The 16,313-nt window shown below is 71.6% G+C and carries 14 protein-coding genes; 5 read left to right on the top strand and 9 right to left on the bottom strand.

From position 1 onward, the window contains the following. Positions 1–87 precede the first annotated feature (87 nt). The 3 genes from ACRYCC_RS25375 to ACRYCC_RS25365 all read left to right on the top strand — a co-directional run bounded on the left by ACRYCC_RS25375 (position 88) and on the right by ACRYCC_RS25365 (position 3,095). A complete protein-coding gene (locus ACRYCC_RS25375; protein WP_433816065.1) occupies positions 88–1,341 on the top strand; it encodes an HRDC domain-containing protein in 1,254 nt (417 codons plus the stop codon). 127 nt (positions 1,342–1,468) lie between these two features. Beyond that, entirely contained in the window at positions 1,469–2,332 is an 864-nt protein-coding gene (gene efeU, locus ACRYCC_RS25370; RefSeq protein WP_433816005.1) for an iron uptake transporter permease EfeU, read from the top strand. Positions 2,333–2,927: 595 nt separating this feature from the next. Further along, positions 2,928–3,095 carry a hypothetical protein gene (locus tag ACRYCC_RS25365; protein ID WP_433816004.1) on the top strand — a complete coding sequence of 56 codons (168 nt, stop codon included), beginning with the start codon at positions 2,928–2,930 and terminating at the stop codon, positions 3,093–3,095. Positions 3,096–3,204: 109 nt separating this feature from the next. Here ACRYCC_RS25365 and ACRYCC_RS25360 read toward each other — a convergent pair whose 3' ends face one another. From ACRYCC_RS25360 to ACRYCC_RS25340, 5 genes are all read right to left on the bottom strand, one after another. Next, positions 3,205–4,767 (bottom strand): AMP-binding protein, encoded by a 1,563-nt coding sequence (locus ACRYCC_RS25360; protein WP_433816063.1) that lies wholly within the window; start codon positions 4,765–4,767, stop codon positions 3,205–3,207. A gap of 185 nt (positions 4,768–4,952) precedes the next feature. After that, positions 4,953–6,119 carry an ABC transporter permease gene (locus ACRYCC_RS25355; RefSeq protein ID WP_433816061.1) on the bottom strand — a complete coding sequence of 389 codons (1,167 nt, stop codon included), beginning with the start codon at positions 6,117–6,119 and terminating at the stop codon, positions 4,953–4,955. Between the two features lie 89 nt (positions 6,120–6,208). After that, positions 6,209–6,922: an ABC transporter ATP-binding protein gene (locus ACRYCC_RS25350; RefSeq protein ID WP_433816002.1), complete on the bottom strand. Its 714-nt coding sequence runs from the start codon at positions 6,920–6,922 to the stop codon at positions 6,209–6,211. Then, positions 6,919–7,971, bottom strand: a complete 1,053-nt coding sequence (locus tag ACRYCC_RS25345; RefSeq protein WP_433816000.1) for a peptidoglycan-binding protein — start codon at positions 7,969–7,971, stop codon at positions 6,919–6,921. Before ACRYCC_RS25345 ends, ACRYCC_RS25350 begins: the two co-directional genes overlap by 4 nt. Then, positions 7,968–8,501 (bottom strand): hypothetical protein, encoded by a 534-nt coding sequence (locus tag ACRYCC_RS25340; RefSeq protein WP_433815998.1) that lies wholly within the window; start codon positions 8,499–8,501, stop codon positions 7,968–7,970. Before ACRYCC_RS25340 ends, ACRYCC_RS25345 begins: the two co-directional genes overlap by 4 nt. Before the next feature lie 148 nt (positions 8,502–8,649). Here ACRYCC_RS25340 and ACRYCC_RS25335 point away from each other — a divergent pair, with 148 nt between their 5' ends. Both ACRYCC_RS25335 and ACRYCC_RS25330 read left to right on the top strand, forming a co-directional pair. Further along, the gene (locus ACRYCC_RS25335; protein ID WP_433815996.1) at positions 8,650–9,303 is read left to right on the top strand and encodes a response regulator transcription factor; all 654 of its coding nucleotides are present in this window, start codon (positions 8,650–8,652) and stop codon (positions 9,301–9,303) included. Beyond that, entirely contained in the window at positions 9,300–10,571 is a 1,272-nt protein-coding gene (locus ACRYCC_RS25330) for a sensor histidine kinase (protein ID WP_433815994.1), read from the top strand. Before ACRYCC_RS25335 ends, ACRYCC_RS25330 begins: the two co-directional genes overlap by 4 nt. 60 nt (positions 10,572–10,631) lie before the next feature. Here the strand turns inward: ACRYCC_RS25330 and ACRYCC_RS25325 are convergent, their stop codons facing one another. The 4 genes from ACRYCC_RS25325 to dxs form a co-directional block, all read right to left on the bottom strand. Next, the gene (locus tag ACRYCC_RS25325) at positions 10,632–10,997 is read right to left on the bottom strand and encodes a hypothetical protein (RefSeq protein ID WP_433815992.1); all 366 of its coding nucleotides are present in this window, start codon (positions 10,995–10,997) and stop codon (positions 10,632–10,634) included. Between the two features lie 194 nt (positions 10,998–11,191). Beyond that, complete coding sequence (locus ACRYCC_RS25320) at positions 11,192–12,556, bottom strand: FAD-dependent oxidoreductase (RefSeq protein ID WP_433815990.1); 1,365 nt, start codon at positions 12,554–12,556, stop codon at positions 11,192–11,194. Between the two features lie 71 nt (positions 12,557–12,627). Next, positions 12,628–14,115, bottom strand: coding sequence for an amino acid permease (locus ACRYCC_RS25315; protein ID WP_433815988.1), 1,488 nt, complete (start codon positions 14,113–14,115; stop codon positions 12,628–12,630). A 180-nt stretch (positions 14,116–14,295) separates the two neighbouring features. Continuing rightward, positions 14,296–16,206 carry a 1-deoxy-D-xylulose-5-phosphate synthase gene (gene dxs / locus ACRYCC_RS25310; protein WP_433815986.1) on the bottom strand — a complete coding sequence of 637 codons (1,911 nt, stop codon included), beginning with the start codon at positions 16,204–16,206 and terminating at the stop codon, positions 14,296–14,298. Positions 16,207–16,313: the final 107 nt, after the last annotated feature.

Here is a 16,313-nt window from a genome sequence, read left to right as displayed (position 1 = left end):
ACTACAAGGACGTACGGTAGGCGCGTGGGAGTGTCGGAAGCAAGACAAGAGCCGCTGGCGCCCGAGCCGGGAGACCCGGCGGCGACGGTGACGCCGCAGACACCGGCGGTCGAGCCCGTACCGGTGCCCGCGGCCGAGCCGCTGCTGGAGCCGCGGGAGGGCGTTCCGCCCGTAGTGATCACCACCGCGGCCCTGGAACGGGTCATCGAGGCGTTCGCCGCCGGGACCGGTCCGGTCGCGGTCGACGCCGAGCGGGCCTCGGGCTATCGCTACGGCCAGCGCGCCTATCTGGTGCAACTGCGCCGGCAGGGGGCGGGCACCGCCCTCATCGACCCGATCGCCTGCCCAGACCTGTCCGCGCTCGACACGGCCCTCGCCGGCACCGAGTTGGTGCTGCACGCCGCCAACCAGGACCTGCCCTGCCTGGCCGAGATCGGCCTGGCGCCGCGGCGGCTGTTCGACACCGAGCTGGCCGGGCGGCTGCTGGGCCACCCGAGGGTGGGCCTCGGCTCGATGGTCGAGACGGTGCTGGGCTTCTCGCTGGAGAAGGGGCACTCGGCCGCCGACTGGTCGACCCGCCCGCTGCCCGAGGACTGGCTGCGCTACGCGGCGCTGGACGTGGAGCTGCTGGTAGAGCTCCGCGACGCCCTGCACGCCGAGCTCGTGGAGGCGGGCAAGCTCGACTGGGCCATGGAGGAGTTCGCGGCGATCCTCGCGGCGCCTCCCAGGCCGCCGCGTTCCGAACCATGGCGCCGTACGTCCGGCATTCACCGGGTGCGCAACCGGCGGGCGCTGGCGATCGTGCGTGAGCTGTGGGAGGCCCGGGACCAGATCGCCCAGGAGCGTGACATCTCCCCCGGCCGGGTGCTGTCGGACGCGGCGATCATCGAGCTGGCGCTCACCGCGCCGCGTACCCCCGCGGACCTGACCGCGCTGGCCACGATGCGCAACCGCGGCGCACGCCGGCACCTGTCGGTCTGGCTGCGGTCGATCTCGACGGCCCGGGTGCTGCCCGAGAGCGAGCAGCCGGAGCAGAGCCAGCCCGGCGAGGGCCCGCCGCCCGCGCACCGGTGGGCCGAACGCGACCCGGAGGCGGCCAAGCGGCTCAGCACCACCCGCGCCGTGGTCTCCGCGCTCGCCGACGAGCACCATCTGCCGAGTGAGAACCTCCTGCAGCCCGACGCGGTGCGCAGGCTCACCTGGAGTCCGCCCGCCGACCTGACCCCGGAGGCGGTCGCGGCGGCGCTGCGCGCCCTGGGCGCCCGCAACTGGCAGGTGGAGCTGGTCTCGGTGCCGGTGGCCAAGGCGCTGCAGCGGCTGGAGATCAAAGGCGACCTGTGAAACTCCTGTGACCGGTGGCGGGGGGCTTGCACCGGACCCGGAGGCGAGGTCACACTCTGCCTTAGGTTAGCTTTGCCTAATCTGGACATCTCGTGACCGGTCCCCCCGACCCCTCTGGAGCACCCGCGTGTTTCTCGGCAACTTTCTCATCGGCCTGCGTGAGGGGCTGGAGGCCGCGCTGGTCGTCAGCATCCTCATCGCCTACCTGGTCAAGAAGGGCAACCGCCGTGCCCTGACGCCCGTGTGGATGGGGATCGGGGCCGCGGTGGCGGTGAGCGTGGCCTTCGCCCTGCTCCTGCAGGTCGTCGTGGCACAGGAGAACCACTTCAAGATCCAGGAGCTGACCGGCGGCCTGCTGTCGATCGTGGCGGTCGGCCTGGTCACCTGGATGGTCTTCTGGATGCGCCGAGCGGCCCGCGGGATCAAGGCCGAGCTCGAGGGCAGGCTGGACAGCGCGATCGACATGGGGGCCGGTGCGCTGTTCGTCGTGGCGTTCCTGTCGGTGGGCCGTGAGGGTCTGGAGACCGCCCTGTTCCTGTGGACCAACATCAGCCACTCCACCGGCTCGGCGGTACAGCCGGTGAGCGGGGCCGTGACCGGCCTGGCGGTGGCCGTGGTCCTCGGCTACCTGATCTACCGGGGCGGCCTGAAGCTCAACCTCAAGGCCTTCTTCACCTGGACCGGCGCAGGCTTGATCATCGTCGCCGCCGGCGTCCTCGGCTACGGTTTCCACGACCTGCAGGAGGCCGACGTGCTGCCCGGCATCACGTCGCTCGCGCTGGAGCCGGCCCAGTTCTTCGCCCACTTCGGCACCGCCGGCGACTGGATGCAGACGATCTTCCAGGGAGTCCTCAACGTCACCCCGAAGATCACCTGGCTGCAGCTGATCACGTGGGCGGTCTACGTCGTCACGGTGATGTACTTCTTCCTCCGGCCGCCGCGCACTCCGGCCGTTTCCGCTGCGAAGGCGCCCGAGACCGCCACGTCCTGACCTGCCGCGTTCCGTCTCCGTTCCGTCTCCGTTCCGTCTCCGTTCCGTCTCCGTTCCGTCTCCGTTCCGTCTCCGTTCCGTCTCCGTTCCCCTCCGTTCCGTCTCCATTCCGCCTGCCGCCCGATGCGCGGATCCGCCTGTCGCCCGATATGTGAACTTTTGCTCTTCTATGCCCCTTGTCTGACATATGCCGCTTTCTGGCATGGTCTGAGGTATGCAGCCATTCTCACCATTCTGCGGCGACCGTCCTGTCCTCTCCCGAGCGAGACTGAAAATTTCCCGCCGCCATTCCGGGCTCTGAGGTCCCGCTCTCGCACAAGCGCGCAATCACCCCTTTCACGCAGGTCATCCCGGGTCACCGGAAGGCATTTGATCGCGTCGGCGGTCAGCCCGGACCATTGCCCGAGTTGAGCCGGCCGCGTCGTAGTCTTCGACCTTTCCGCAGGTCAGACTGCGGATCTCGCCCTTCCTCCGCGCATTTCGACCGTGCGGAACAGACCCTCATGGGCGGGTTGCGACTGCCACCGACCTTCGTACTGTCCCCCTCGCAGTGGTTCCCCGACGCGGCGAACCAGACAAACAAGAGGAGGTCGAAATGGCGCGCTCGAAGGACTCCGACGACCGGGACCGGTCCGAGGACAAGCCGAAGGTGGACTGGAGCGACAAGCACCCCTACCGGACGCAGGGCGACAAGTTGACCGGCGCCCAGCCGGACGACGACGACACCAACAGCCGGGACGAGTACCGTTCCGACGGCAAGTAATCCCCGGGAAGTGACTTCCGGGGTCTAACCGAGGGGCCGGCTTCCGACGAAGCCGGCCCCTCACCTTCTCTGACGCCGCATCGCGCCGCGACCGATCGGGAGCGGCCCGTCAGCTCGTGCAGGCCGCGGCCTTCAGGTCGAGCAGGGTGGAGCGGACGATCTTGCCGGCGGGGGTACGCGGCAGCGAGTCGAGGAAGTGCACGTCCCGGGGGACGGCGAACCGGGCGAAGCGCTGCCGCACGCAGTCGCGGACCGCGTCACAGTCCAGGTGCTCGCCGGCCCGCACGACCACGTAGGCGGCGAGCCGCTGGCCGAAGCGGGCGTCGGGCACGCCCAGCACGGCCACCTCGCGGACCTCGGGCAGCCGGGCGATGACGTCCTCGACCTCGCCGGGGAAGATGTTCTCCCCGCCGGAGATCACCATGTCGTCGCCGCGCCCCTCCACGAACAGCCGGCCCTGCGGGTCGAGGTGCCCGATGTCGCCGAGGCTCAGCATGCCGTCCCGGCCCTCCCGCGGCTCGCCGCTGGTGTAGCCGTCGAAGAGCATCTCGTTGTCGGCGTGGATGTGGCCCTGCGCGCCGGGCGGGACGGGTGCGCCGTCCGCGTCGAGGATGGCCAGCCGGGTGCCCCGCGGCGGCCGGCCGGCCGTGCCGGGGCGCTCCCGCAGGTCCTCCGGCGTGGCGATGCTCACCCAGGAGGCCTCGGTGGAGCCGTAGAGGTTGTAGAGCACGTCCCCGAAGGCCTCCATGAAGCCGGTGGCCAGGCCGCCCGGCAGCGCGGAGCCGCTGGCGGCCACCACCCGCAGGGTCCTCAGGTCGTACTGGTCGACGGGCAGTTCGAGCAGCCGCTGCAGCATGACCGGCACCGCGATGAGGACCGTGCAGCGGTGCCGCTCGATGGCGGCGAGAGTGGACTGCGCCTCGTAGCGGCGGTTGAGCACGACGGTGGCGCGCAGGGCCAGGGCCAGTTGCAGGCCGGCGTAGCCCCAGGTGTGGAAGAGCGGCGCCTCGATCAGCATCGTGTCCCCGGCCCGCAGGGGGATCCGGGAGGCCACCGCGGCGAACGGCCGCAGGCCCGGCCGGGGCGGCCGCTCGGCGCCCTTGGGGCTGCCGGTGGTCCCCGAGCTGAGCACGATGGTACGGCCCGGCCGCTCCGGCGGCTGGAACGGCTGGAACGGCTGCTGCGGGGTCGCGGCCAGCAGGTCGTCCAGGCCGTCCGCGGTGAGCTTGCGGATGGAGCCGGGGGCGGCGACCAGGAGCGGCTCGAACTCGGCGTCGGCGATGAGGACGTCGATCCGCTGCTCGGCCAGGATGGTGAGCAGCTGTTCGGTGGCGAGCCCGGTGTTGAGCAGCACGGTGTCGGCGCCGAGCTTGCCGCAGGCGATCAGCGACTCGACCATGCCCCGGTGGTTGCGGCACAGCAGCGCCACTCGCGGCGGCCCGTCCTCGGTGTCGAACCCGGCGCCGAGGGCGATGGCCAGCCGGGTGGTCCGGTCGTCGACCTCGGCGTAGCTGAGCGCGCCGAACTCGTCGACGATCGCGGGCCGGTCGGGGTCACGGATGGCCGCGACGATGAACGAGCCGGCCAGCGTGGTGCCCCAGCGTTGCAGCGCGACGAGCTGGTGGACCATCCGGGCCGGCGAACCGGGCCACAGCAGGCCGCTGCGTCTCATCACGAACGGCAGGGTGACCGCCGCCGCGACCCGCCGCCGAAGCCGACCCAGCCGCACGTACCACCACCCTTACCGTCCGGCCACCGGCCCGACGGCGGGTGGCCCGTACCGACCAGATCCATTAGGTTAGTGGTTTTAAACATCACTTTTGGTCCTACATCGGTTTCTCCCCTCATGAGGGGATTTCAGGCTGTGGTGAGTGCCACAGTGGGCGACAGGCGTGCGGCCCGCATCGCCGGATAGAGCCCCGCGACGGTGCCGATGACCAGGGTGGCTCCGACGGCACCGGCCAGTGCCCAGGCGGGGACGACCGGCGGCCAGCCCCGGTAGGTCGCGAAGGCGATCGTGGCCAGGGAGCCCAGCAGCGCGCCGACGACACCGCCCAGCGCCGACAGCAACAGGGATTCGGCCAGGAACTGCAACCGCATCTGGCCCCGGGTGGCGCCCAGCGAGCGGCGCAACCCGATCTCGCGGCGCCGTTCCAGCACCGAGATCACCATGGTGTTGGCCACCCCGACGCCGCCGACCAGGAGGGCGACGGCTCCCAGCCCCAGCAGCAGGTTGGTGAACGCCCCGGCGGCCGCGGCCTTGGCTGTCAGCGCGTCCGAAGGACGGCTCACCTCGACCTCCTCGGGGTGCTCCGGATTGACCGTACGCGCCAGTACGTCGCGAACCGCCTCCACCGAGGCGTCCGTCGAGCGCTCGTAGAGCGTCGTCGGATGGCCGTCGAAGCCCAGGTAGGTGCGGGCCGCCTCCCAGCCGACCAGCGCCGAACGGTCGATCTCGGGGGCGAGCTCGGCCGGGCTGAGGATCCCGACCACGGTGAACCAGCGGTCCCCGATCCAGACCTGGAGGCCGGGCCGGACGATGCCCAGCCGCTTGGCGGCCTCCGAGCCCAGGACGACTCCGGGGTAGCGGCCGGTCGCGGCGTTCAGCCAGGCGCCCGACCGCAGGGTCGCGTCGATGGTCCGCAGCAGCTCGGTTCCCGCGGCCTGCACGGCGATGCCGCCGGTGACCTCCTTGGGGATCCGGTTGGTCCGCCGCACCGTCGCGTCCGCCGCCCCGGTGGCGGCGACCGTCCGTACGGGCCCGATCCGCCGCACCATGGCCACGGACTCCTCGGGCAGCTCGGCGCCCTCCCCGAACAGGGTGTTGCCGGGCTTGACCGTCAGCAGGTTGGTGCCGAGCCGGTCGAGCCGCTCGAGCAGCTGCTGCTTGCTGGACGCGGAGATGCCGATGACGGCGACCATGGTGGCGATCCCGATCGCGATGCCCAGCGCGGACAGCACCACCCGGGTGGGCCGGGCCCGCAGCCCGGCGACGCCGACCCGGGCGACGTCGCCGGCCCGCAGTCGCGCCGGGTTCAGCCGGCCGTCGCGGGTACGGCGGCGTGCCCGCGGGCGGGGGGCTCTCAGACGGGCCGCTCTCAGACGGGGGGCTCTCACCGGGACCTGCCTTCCGTGGCGGGCCCCAGGGCGGCCGCCGTGTACTCGTCCGCGACGATGCGGCCGTCGCGGACCCTGACCCTGCGGGGCGCCCAGCCGGCGACCTCCGTGTCATGGGTGATGATCGCGATGGTGGTCCCGGTGCGGTGCAGCTCACCGAGCAGTTCCAGGACCTCGGCGCCCGCTGCGGAGTCGAGGTTGCCGGTCGGCTCGTCGGCCATCAGCAGGCTCGGCTCCCCCACCACGGCACGGGCCACCGCGACCCGTTGCTGCTCGCCGCCCGACAGCTCGTGCGGCCGGTGCCCGGTGCGGTGACCGAGCCCGACCCGCTCCAGCGCCGCCACCGCCCGCTCCCGGCGCTCGCGCAGCGGTACGCCCCCGTACAGCAGGCCGTCGGCCACGTTGTCGACCGCGCTGACCCCGGCGGCCAGGTGGAACTGCTGGAAGACGAAGCCCAGATGCTGGGCGCGCAGCGCCGACAGCTCCCGGTCCGACAGCTCGGAGACCTCGTAGCCGGCGATCCGCACCGAGCCCGCCGACGGCCGGTCGAGGGTGCCGATCAGGTGCAGCAGCGTGGACTTGCCCGAGCCGGACGGCCCGACGATGGCGGTCTGCTCCCCCGGCTCGATCACCAGGTCCACTCCCCGCAGCGCGGCGACCTCGCCCGGATAGATCTTGGTCACCCCGGAGAGCTCGACGATGGCGGTCATGAGGCGGGCACCCCGACCTTCATGCCGTCGCGGAGCCCGGCACCGGTGATCTCGACCCGGCCGGCACCGAACGTCCCGAGGGTGACCGGCAGGATGCGGCGGGCCGTGCCCTCCACGACCTCCACGCCGAAGCCGCCCTCCCGCAGCGCCAGCAGCGCCTCGACCGGCACCGACAGCACGTTCTCGCGGCGCTCGCTCTCCAGCTCGACCGTGACGGGCGCCTGGTCCAGCCGCCCGCTCTTCCCGACCAGGGTGATCTCCACATCGATGGTGGTCTTCTCCTCCTCCCCCTGGCCGCCGCTCTGCTCGGCGACGGTGCCGATCTCGGCGATCCGGCCCTCCACCGAGGTGCCGCCGGGCAGTTCGATGCCGACGACGGCGCCCTTGCGGGCCAGGTCCTGCTTGTCGGAGTCGAGGTCGACGTGGACGATCCGGCGGGTGCCGGTCACGGTGAGAGCGGGCTGGCCGGGCGACGTGCGGCCGCCCTTGACGACCTTGGCCTCCTTGATCCGGACGGCTCCGGGCTGGAACACGACCTGGGCGGCGTCGACGCCTCCCGTCTCCGGCAGCCCGCGATCGTGCTGCCACTCCTCGACGGCGTCGGCGGTCGCCGCCGAGAACGTCTCGTCCACGGTGAGCCCGTCGCCGTAGCCGAGGGCCCGCAGGTTGCGTTCGAGCTGGCGTACGTCCTTGCCGTCGCTCACCCCGTCGCGCAGTGCCCGGTAGAGCGGCAGGTCTCCGTACATCAGGGTCACCGGCCTGCCGTCCACCTTGAACAGGGACCGTCCGCGGGTGATCGTCGCCCCGGCCTCCGGAGCCCAGGTGACGGTCCCGGCCGCGCCGGTCTGCACCGCCCGCTCGTCGGCGTAGGTCAGGGTGCCGTCGACGCTGGCGGTGTCGACGAGGTCGCCACGGGTGATCTCGGCGGTGGGGGTGGAGAGGCTCGGTGGAGGCGCCGCCTGCCCGTCGCCGCCGGCCAGGGCGAACGCCGCTCCGCCGCCCGCGACGACGACGGTGACGACGGCGCCCGCCGCGACCGCCCGCCTCACTGCGCCTTCCCCGGCGTGCCCGCCCGCATGCCGGGCGCGAACTGCCTGCACTCCTGCATGGCCTTGTCGGCCTTGGCCTTGCCGCCCTTCCCGATCTTGAGCTGGATACCGCCGTCGGGCTTGGGATCGGGCATGTCGATGCCGTGCTGGCGCATGCACTGGGCGAACTTCACCATCTGGTCCCGGACCTTGGGGTCCTTCATGTTCGGGAGCTTCCCGCCCGCCTGGAGGTAGGGCCGGCACTTCTTCATGGCGGCCTCGACCTTGGTCCGGTCGCCGCGCGCCTCGATCCGCACCGCGCCGGAGCTGCCGGGGTCGGCCATGGGGACGCCGTTCTGCCGCATGCACTGGGCGAACTTGACCTGGGCGTCCTTGGGATCGAGCGACTGGGAGGGGGTGGCCGAGGGGCCCTTGGCGCCGGCCCGCCCGGCGCTGGCCACCCCGTCCTCGGACTTGTCTCCCCCGCATCCGGCCAGTCCCGTCAGCACCGCGACCAGCGGTACGACGAGGAGATACCTGTGGCTTCTCATGATCTTGACCTTCCCGCCGGGGCCGCGCGCCGCCGGCAGAGGTCATTGGACCGGCCCCCGGATTAAGCCCGTGTTAGCCATCGGCGGCTTATCCAGGCTTAACGTCCCGTACGCGACCCTGGTGGGCGCCGGCCGGAAGGGGTGCGCCATGCGGGTGCTGATCGTTGAGGACGAGGAGGTCCTGGCGGACGCGATCGCGTCCGGGCTGCGGGAGGAGGCCATCGCCGTGGACGTCGTCTACGACGGGGCCGACGCACTGGACCGCACGTCCTACGTGAGTTACGACGTGGTCGTCCTGGACCGCGACCTGCCGGGGGTGCACGGCGACGAGGTGTGCCAGGCGCTGGTGGCGGCCCGCGGCCGTACCCGGATCCTCATGCTCACCGCGGCGGGCGACGTCGAGGAGCGGGTGGACGGGCTGTCGCTGGGAGCCGACGACTACCTGGCCAAGCCGTTCGTCTTCGCCGAGCTGGTCGCCCGGGTGCGGGCACTGGCCCGCCGGTCCGCCCCGCCACTGCCGCCCGTGCTGGAACGGGCCGGGATCCGGCTCGACCCGCGCCGCCGTACGGTCGAACGCGACCGGCGGCCCGTCGAGCTCACCCGCAAGGAGTTCGCCGTGCTGGAGGAGCTGCTGCGCGCCGACGGCGGCGTGGTCAGCGCCGAGCAGCTGCTGGACCGCGCGTGGGACGAGAACATCGACCCGTTCAGCAACATCGTCCGCGTCGCGATGGCCACCCTGCGCAAGAAGCTCGGCGATCCCGTGGTCATCGAGACCGTCACCGGCGTCGGGTACCGGCTGTGAACGCGATCGCCGCCGGGCGGCTGAGCCTGCGGTCCCGGCTGACCCTGATCTACGGTTCGCTGTTCCTCGTGACCGGGACTGTCCTGGTCGCGCTGATGTACGCGCAGACCGCCCAGGCGATGCGGAACAGGTTCTCGATCCGGATCGGCGGCTCCAGGGCGGCCGTCACCGGGACGAGCTCGCCCCTCGACCCGGAGATGCCGCTGCCCTCGGACCTGCTGGCGCTCAAGAACGAGGTCATGCGGCAGATCGACGAACAGAACCAAGCCGTCCTGCGCGAGCTGATCCAGAACTCGCTGCTGGCCATGCTGGCCCTGGGACTGCTCGCCGTGGTGCTCGGCTACATCGTCGCCGGCCGTACGCTCCGCCCGCTCCACAAGGTCACCGCCACCGCGCGCCGGCTCTCGGACAGCACCCTGCACGAGCGGATCGGCCTGGACGGGCCAGCGGACGAGATCAAGGAGCTGGCCGACACCTTCGACGCCATGCTGGACCGGCTGCACCGGGCGTTCGACGCCCAGCGGCGGTTCGTGGCCAACGCCTCGCACGAGCTGCGCACCCCGCTCACCATCAACCGGACGGTGCTGGAGGTGACGCTGGCGCGCCGCGGCACCTCGGAGGAGACCAGGACGCTGGCGCACACCCTGCTGGGCACCAACGAACGCCACGAGCGGCTCATCGAGGGGCTGCTGCTGCTCGCCCGGTCCGAGCGCGAACTGGCGGCCCGGGTGCCGGTGACCCTCCAGGACGCCGTGCGGAGTGCGGTGGAGCAGCTGGAGGACCTGGTCGAGGAGGCCGGGGTGTCGGTCACGGCGGAGCTGGCGCCGGCCGCCACCACCGGCGACCCGGTGCTGCTCGAACGCTGCGTGGTGAACCTGATCGAGAACGCGGTCAAGTACAACGTCGCGAACGGTGAGGTACGGATCCGTACCGGCCGGATGGGGGGCGCCCCGGTGGTGCGGGTGGAGAACACCGGGCCGGTCGTCGCGCCCTACGAGCTCGACCGGATCTTCGAGCCGTTCCGGCGGCTGCGCGCCGACCGGGTCGGATCGGCGCGCGGAGCGGGGCTCGGGCTCTCGATCGTCCGGGCCGTGGCGCAGGCCCACGGCGGGACGGTCACGGCGGTGCCCCGGCCGGGCGGCGGGCTCGTCGTCACGGTCCGCCTGGTCCCCGGCGGCCCACCGGAGCCCCCGGGCCCCCGCCCCCCGGCCACGGAACCGCGCGCTCTGCCCCCGGCTCTTCGCCGTGATCACGCAATCTCTCCGTGATCATGCAATCGATCGACGATTGATTGCATGATCACGGAGAGATGAGGATGGGGGTGGGGGTCAGACTCCGTCGGCGGAGAACAGGTGCCAGTAGTGGACGACGGAGGCCGCGCTGGTGCCGAGATCGCGGCCCGCGTAGGTCCACCGCCCGTTGAGCCGCCAGGGCCGGCCGGAGCCGTCCTGGACGAACACCTGGAGCTGGAAACTCGCCTCATGGGACCGGATCACCCCGGTCGGGTCGGCCGAGGCCTGCAGCGAGGGGTCGGACTCGCACCGCACACCCAGCACCTGCGTACCGGAATCCTGGCGCAGGAGACCCTGCGTCAGATCATGGACGAGCACGGACACGTAGTCCGGGCCGAGCCACCTCAGCTGAGGCAGGCGCCCGGGCGGAGGAAATCCGTACACCTCGGAACCGACGGCCACAGCCGCACGTTAGCGCTCACGTCAACCCCTTGTCACCGGATTGCCGGTGCGGACCGGCCCCGCCGGGGGCTTTCGTCGGCACCGGCCTGGAGGCCTTCCGTTCCATAGGAAATCCATGCCGATTGTGCGGCTTTCGACGGAACGACATGATCGTGTGGCAGCTGGCGTACGGGGCAGGGTTCCGGTGATCGGGATCAGGGGCGGCAGGCGGCGCGCATCGCTTCCCAGTCGCCGAGTTTGACCCGCTCGCCCCGCTCGAGGCCGGCGGCGAGGGCGATCTCGGCGGCGTCGAGGTTGAGCCAGTCCTCGTAGGTGACCGGCGGGCAGCCCCGCTCCTCGAGCAGCGTCTCGATCCGCCGGGCGGGCCGGGCCCGGTCCTCGGCCGCGGCGACATCGGCCAGCAGGGCCTGGACGGTCTCGGCCGCGTCGGACTTGTTGGTGCCCACGACCCCGGAGGGACCGCGCTTGATCCAGCCGGCGACGTACTCTCCCGGCACGGGCGTGCCGTCCTCGCCGAGGATGCGGCCGTGCTGGTTGGGGATGACGTACGAGCGCGCGTCGAACGGAACGCCGTCCAGCGCGACGCTCTGGTACCCGACCGACCGCAGCACCATGCCCACGGGCAGGGTCTCGTGCTCCCCGGTGCCCACCACCCGGCCCTCCTCCGACAGCCGGGTCCGCTCCAGCTTCAGCCCCTCGACCCGGCCGGTGCCGAGGATCTCGGCGGGGGCGAGCCAGAAGCGCAGGTCGATGTGGCGCGGCAGGTCGTCGGCGGGCGGCTCCGTCCAGGCCCGCATGGCCTTGACGTTGCCGCGCACCAGCCGGTCGGTCTCGGCCAGGGCGGCGCTGGCCGGGTCCAGGTCGAGGTCCTCGGGGCGGACCCGGATGGTGGCGTTGTCCAGCTCGCCGAGCTCGCGGGCCTCCTTGGTGGTGAACTTGGCCTGGGCCGGGCCGCGCCGCCCGATCAGGTGGATCTTCCGCACCTTGCTGGCCGCGAGGACGTCGATCACCGATTCGGGAATGTCGGTCTGGCGGAGCTCCTCGGCGGTCTTGGCCAGGATGCGCACCACGTCGACCGCGACGTTGCCCACGCCGATGACGGCGACCTCCTCGACCGACAGGTCGAAGTCGTGGCCGGCGGCGTCGGGATGCCCGCAGTACCAGTTGACGAAGTCGGTGGCGGCCACGCTGCCCGGCAGGTCCTCACCGGGGATGCCCAGGTGCCGGTCGACCATCGCCCCGGTGGAGTAGATCACCGCGTCGTAGCAGGAGAGCAGCTCCTCCCGGGTGACGTCGCGGCCGAGCTCCACGCACCCGAAGAAGCGCACGGAGGGATGCTCCAGCACCTTCTGCAGGTACCGGGCGATGGCCTTGATCGACTTGTGGTCGGGGGCGACGCCGTAGCGTACGAGGCCGTACGGGGTCGGCAGCCGGTCGAACACGTCGACGCGCACCTGTCCGTCGGCCTGCTTGACCAGGGCCTCGGCCGCGTAGAGGCCCGCGGGCCCCGATCCGACCACTGCCACGCGCACATCTTTCAGATCTGCCACGAACGCCATTGTGCCCGCATCGGGCGTCCGTGTGCACCGGGTGGGGGCCGTGTGAAGGATCGCGGTTTCGGGACCGGCTGCTAGGCGGAGGCGTTCCGGCCCTGCTCGGCGGGGATCCCGGCCCGCAGCCGGCTGTGCGTCCGCCCGTACAGAAAGTAGATCGCGGCGCCGATCACCATCCACCCGACGAACCGCAGCCAGGTCTCCACCGGTAGGTTGAACATCACGAAGAGACAGCCGAGTATCGACAGGATCGGCACCACCGGGACCAGCGGCACCTGGAACGCCCGCGGCAGGTCGGGCCGGGTGCGGCGCAGGATCATCACGCCGGCCGAGACGACCAGGAAGGCGAACAGCGTGCCGATGTTCACCAGCTCGGCCAGCGCCGACAGCGGGATCAGGCCCGCCATGACGGCGACGATCAGCCCCATGAGGATGGTCGAACGGTACGGCGTGCCGAACCTGGGATGCACCGCGGCCAGCCAGGACGGCAGCAGGCCGTCACGGCTCATCGCGAAGAAGACCCGGCTCTGGCCGAGCAGCAGGATGAGCACGACCGTGGTGAGCCCGGCCAGCGCGCCGATGCTGACGATCGTGGCGAAGGCCGGATGCCCGACCGCCTTGAAGGCGTCGGCCAGTGGCGCCTCCTCGCTGAGCCGCCGGTAGTTCTGCATGCCGACCACGACCAGGGACACCGCCACGTACAGCACGGTGCAGATCGCCAGCGAGCCGAGGATCCCGATGGGCAGATCGCGCTGCGGCCGGCGGGACTCCTCGGCCGCGGTGGCGACGATGTCGAAGCCGATGTAGGCGAAGAAGACGACCGAGACGGCGCTGAAGATCCCGAGCCAGCCGAAGCTCACCGGCGAGATGCCGAAGACGACCTGCATGAGCGGGGCCTTCAGCCCGCCGACCGACGGGCTCGGCTCGGAGGCCGGGATGAAGGGCCGGTAGTTGGAGCTCTTGACGAAGAACAGCCCGGCGACGATCACCAGCAGCACGACCGAGATCTTGATGAAGACCACGATGGCGTTCACCCGTGAGGAGATCTTGACCCCGAGCACGAGCAGCGTGGTGACGGCCAGCACGACCAGCACGGCCGGGATGTTGAAGGCGGCGTGCTCCCCGGCGAGCGAGGAGGGCAGATGCCAGCCCATGCCGTCCAGCAGCGACTGGGCATAGCCGGACCATCCGACGGCCACCACGGCCGCGCCGAGTGCCAGCTCCAGGATGAGGTCCCAGCCGATGATCCAGGCCGGGAACTCGCCGAGCGTGGCGTAGGAGAAGGTGTACGCCGAGCCCGCGACCGGCACCGTGGAGGCGAACTCCGCGTAGCACAGGGCGGCGAGCGCGCACACGACGCCGGCGATGACGAAGGAGATCGCGACCGCCGGGCCGGCGTTCTCCCGGGCGACCCGGCCGGTGAGCACGAAGATGCCCGTGCCCACGATGACCCCGACGCCGAAGACGGTCAGGTCCAGCGCCGACAGGTCCTTGCGCAGCCGGTGCCCTTCCTCGTCGGTGTCGCGGATCGACTGCTCGACCGGCTTGGTCCGCAGCACACCCATCCCGCGCCTCCCCAGGGAGTCAAGTCCATCTCGTCCCACAGCAATCACCGTGCATGACGTGACGAAACCCATCCCCCCGGCCACCTGGCATTACACGCAGAATGACCCATCTGGTCAGGTGTCGTGCCATCCGGACAGGGGCCGCCCGGGCGGACGGCCCCCTGCCCGGATCGTGGCGGCTCAGTCGTGCGGCGTGTGCTCCAGCTCGGTGCTGGTCACCCGGGCCACGGCCTCGGTGATGTCGCGGGCCAGATCCTGCGGCGTCAGCCCGATGTCGGCGAGGATCTGGGCCCGCTTGGCGTGGTCGAGGAACTCCTGCGGGATGCCGAAGGTGCGGACCGGGACGTCCACGCCGGAGTCGCGCAGCAGGCGCGCCACCGCGTCGCCCACCGCGCCCACCCGGCCGTTGTCCTCGACGACCGCGACCAGGCTGTGGTCGCGGGCGGCCCCCACCAGTGCCGGGTCGAGGGGCTTGACCCAGCGGGGGTCGACGACGGTGACGCCGATGCCCTGGGCGCCCAGCCGCTCGGCCACCTCCATCGCCGGCGTGGCCATCGGCCCGGCGGCGACGATGAGCACCCGGGCGCCGTTGGAACCGGTGTGCCGGGCCAGCACGTCCATGCCGCCGAGCGAGCCGACGGCCTCGATGTCCTCCGCCACCGGGCCCTTGGGGAACCGGATCGCGGTCGGCCCGTCGGTCACCGCCACGCACTCGCCGAGCAGCTCGCCCAGCCGGGTCCCGTCGCGCGGGACGGCGATGCGCATGCCGGGCACCAGCTGCAGGATCGACAGGTCCCACATGCCGTTGTGGCTGGCACCGTCGTCGCCGGTCACGCCGGACCGGTCCAGTGAGAAGGTCACGGGCAGCCGGTGCAGGGCGACGTCCATGAGGACCTGGTCGAAGGCCCGGTTGAGGAAGGTCGCGTAGAGCGACACCACGGGGTGCATGCCGCCCATGGCCAGCCCCGCCGCGGAGGTCACCGCGTGCTGCTCGGCGATGCCCACGTCGTAGACCCGGTCCGGGAAGGCCTCGGCGAAGGCGCCGAACCCGACCGGGTGCAGCATCGCGGCGGTGATCGCCACCAGGTCCGGGCGCTCGGCGCCGAGCTCCACCAGGGCGCGGCTGAACACGCTGGTCCAGGAGGGGCCCCCGGCCTTGGGCAGCAGATCGCCGGTGAGCGGGTCGAAGGCCCCGGGCCCGTGGAAGCAGTCCTCCTCGTGGTTCTCCGCGGGGGCGTAGCCGAAGCCCTTGGTGGTCATGCAGTGCACGATCACCGGCCCGCCGAACCCCCGGGCCTTGCGGAGGGCACGCTCCACGGCGTCCTCGTCGTGGCCGTCGATCGGGCCGACGTACTTGATGCCGAGGTCCTCGAACATGGCCTGGGGCTGCAGGATGTCCTTCAGGCCCTTCTTGATCCCGTGCAGCGCCTCGTAGGCCGCCGGGCCGACCACCGGGGCCCTCGGCACGGTCTTCTTGATGAGGTCGAGCGCGTGCTCGTAGCCCCGGGTCATCCGCAGGTTGGCGAGGTGGCTGGCGAGCCCGCCGATGGTCGGGGAGTACGAACGGCCGTTGTCGTTGACCACGATGATCAGGGGGCGTTCCCTGCCCGCGGCGATGTTGTTGAGCGCCTCCCAGCACATCCCGCCGGTGAGCGCGCCGTCCCCGACCAGCGCCACGACCGTACGGTCCTCGCCGCGCAGCTCGAAGGCCTTGGCCAGCCCGTCGGCGTACGACAGCGCCGTCGAGGCGTGGGAGTTCTCGATGAGGTCGTGCTCGGACTCCGCCTGGCTGGGATAGCCGGACAGGCCGCCGCGCTGGCGCAGCTTGTCGAAGTCGTGCCGGCCGGTAAGGATCTTGTGCACGTACGCCTGGTGGCCGGTGTCGAACAGCACCGGGTCCACCGGGGAGTCGAACACCCGGTGGATCGCGATCGTGAGCTCCACCGCACCGAGGTTGGGGCCCAGGTGGCCCCCGGTCTTGGAGACCGCGGCCACCAGGAAGTCGCGTATCTCCGCTGCGAGGACCGGCAACTGCGCGGGATCCAGTCGTTTCAGGTCCGCCGGACCCTTGATCGACTCCAGAAGGCTCACCGCGTCATCTCCCCTTAGCTCAAAGGCGCCCCTGCCTCTGATTGCTAGACGTCCGAAGCTTAATGCCGGTTTGCACCGTCTTGCCGTTGCGCCCTTGGCCGAGCGCC

It is taken from the genome of Actinomadura scrupuli (assembly GCF_050971785.1).
Classification (GTDB): Bacteria; Actinomycetota; Actinomycetes; order Streptosporangiales; family Streptosporangiaceae; genus Actinomadura_E; species Actinomadura_E scrupuli.
The sequence above is the reverse complement of the archived record's forward strand: the minus strand, read 5'-3'. Positions and strand labels throughout refer to the sequence as shown.